Annotated in this window: 3 protein-coding genes; all 3 read right to left on the minus strand. The window is 76.2% G+C overall.

What is annotated here, in order from left to right:
• Positions 1-168 precede the first annotated feature (168 nt).
• Positions 169-627, minus strand: coding sequence for a flagellar export protein FliJ (locus IFT36_RS15820; RefSeq protein WP_192122984.1), 459 nt, complete (start codon positions 625-627; stop codon positions 169-171).
• Positions 627-1,985 carry a FliI/YscN family ATPase gene (locus IFT36_RS15825; protein ID WP_200413638.1) on the minus strand — a complete coding sequence of 453 codons (1,359 nt, stop codon included), beginning with the start codon at positions 1,983-1,985 and terminating at the stop codon, positions 627-629. The genes IFT36_RS15820 and IFT36_RS15825 overlap by 1 nt, the downstream gene beginning before the upstream one ends.
• Before the next feature lie 62 nt (positions 1,986-2,047).
• Positions 2,048-2,332 (minus strand): FliH/SctL family protein (locus IFT36_RS15830; protein WP_249408694.1); only part of this gene is annotated, 285 nt, incomplete at its 5' end.

The following is a 2,332-nucleotide window of genomic DNA, read 5'->3' on the forward strand; positions in this document are numbered from 1 at the left end:
CCGTCGCCCCCGTCCCGGACGTGCCGGCGAGCGCGTCGGCGAAGGCCGTGGCCGACGTCGCGGACGCGGCGGTGGCCGTCGCGGACGTCGCACCGGTGGTGCCGGCGCGCAGCTGGGCGATGGTCGCCTGGATGTCCTGGATGCGGGACAGGACCTCGGTCACGGGACTCACGCCGCGCCTCCTGGGTTCTCGGGGTCGGTGCCGGACGGCGAGCCGTCGGCGCGGGGGCGCGAGGCGATCTCGTCGAGGGCGATCTGCTCGTCGCGCAGGTCGGCGGCCGCCTCGGCCACCGCGTGCTTGTGCTCGAGCTTCTCGAGGCCGATCGCCGCGCGACGGGCCTCGTTGAAGGCGGCCTGGGCGGCGTCGGCGTCGGCCTGACGGCGCTGGGTGACGGCGTCGAGCTCGGCGAGCATGCCGCGCGACGAGGCCCGCGAGGCCGCCAGCGCGCTCAGCATGGCCGCGTCGGTGACCTCGGACGGCTCGTCGGCCAGGGTGCGCTTGGCACGCACGCGCTCGTCGGCAGCTTCGCGCAGACGGTCGTTGGCCTCGGCGAGGACGGCACCGGCCTGGTCCTGCTGGGCGTGACGCAGCCGCAGCAGGCCGAGCAGCGAGAACGGGCGCGCCATCAGATCGCTCCGAACGGCGAGGTGAGCGAGGCCAGGGCGTTCCACGAGTCGGCCGAGGCCGCCCGGTCGTCCATGCCCTGCTGCAGGAACGCGTCGATGGCGCCCTGGTGGTCGACCGCCGCGTCGACGAGCGGGTTCGTGCCGCGCTGGTACGCACCGACGTCAAGCAGGTCCTGCGCGGCCCGGCGCGCGGCCATGACCTTGCGCAGCGTCGTCGCGGCGGCGCGCTGGGGCGGGCTGGTCACCTTCGAGGCGACGCGCGAGACCGAGCCGAGCGCGTCGACCGACGGGAAGTGCCCGGTCACGGCGAGCTTGCGGTCGAGCACGACGTGCCCGTCGAGGATGCTGCGGGCCGCGTCGGCGATGGGCTCGTTGTGGTCGTCGCCGTCGACCAGCACCGTGTAGAGCCCGGTGACCGAGCCGATGCGGTCGGTCCCCGCCCGCTCGAGCAGACCGGCCAGCACCGAGAACGTCGACGGCGGGTAGCCGCGGGTCGCGGGCGGTTCGCCGACCGACAGACCGATCTCGCGCTGGGCCATCGCCACGCGGGTGAGCGAGTCCATCATCAGCACGACGTCGGCGCCCTGGTCGCGGAACGACTCGGCGATGCGGGTCGCGACGAAGGCGGCCCGGAGGCGCATCAGGGCGGGCTCGTCGCTGGTCGAGACGACGACGATCGAGCGGGCGAGGCCCTCGGGCCCGAGGTCGTCCTCGAGGAACTCCCGCACCTCGCGGCCGCGCTCGCCGACCAGGGCGATCACGCTGACCTGGGCGTCCGAGCCGCGGGCGATCATCGACAGCAGCGACGACTTGCCGACGCCCGAGCCGGCGAACAGGCCGACGCGCTGTCCCTTGCCGACCGTGGTCAGGGTGTCGAGCACGCGCACGCCGAGCTGCAGGGGCGTGTCGATGCGCGCGCGGTGCATCGCGGACGGGGTCTCGTGGTCGAGCGGCACGAGGTCGACGCGACCCCCGTCGGCGCCGACGAGCGGCCCCTTGCCGTCGATCGGTCGGCCGAGGCCGTCGAGCACGCGCCCGAACAGGCCCGTGCCGGTGGGGACGAGCAGCGGACGGCCGGTCGACCGGACGGGCGTGCCGGTCGTGATGCCGGTCAGACGGCCGAGCGGCATGCAGCGCACGCCGTCGGGCGTGGTCGCGACGACCTCGGCGAGGTCCGGACCGGCGGTGGTGCCCCCGGACGTCGCGGTCGCGTGGCCCACGGCGACGATCTCGCCGACGGCCGCGTCGAGGCCCTGCACGGTGAGGCCGAGGCCCACGGCCGAGCTGACCCGGCCCACGCGCTGCGGACGGGCCGCGACGCGGGCGGCGGCGAGACGGGGAGCGAGGACGGCCGGCACGCGCGGACGCCCGCCGTCGACGACGGTACCCGTCGGCACGAGGGCAGGAGGCGCGGTGAGGGTCACGAGGCGCCCCCGTCCGTCGCCGGGTCGCCGAGCAACGCCGTCCGTGCCCGGTCGAGCGCGGTGCCGAGGCGGGCGTCGACCTGGCCGATGCGACGCTCGGCCTCGGCGTCGCCGCGGGCCAGGGTCGCGTCGGCGACGAAGGCCACCTCGGCGGCCACGGAGTCGCGGGTCGCCGCGTCGAGCTGGGCGAGGTCGGCGGGGTGGAGGCGGACCGTCACGACGTCGCCGGGGTCGGTCACGGCGAGGGCGCGGGCGACGGCCGCACGGGCGGTCCGTCCTTC

Source organism: Frigoribacterium sp. CFBP 13605 (assembly GCF_014839405.1).
Classification (GTDB): Bacteria; Actinomycetota; Actinomycetes; order Actinomycetales; family Microbacteriaceae; genus Frigoribacterium.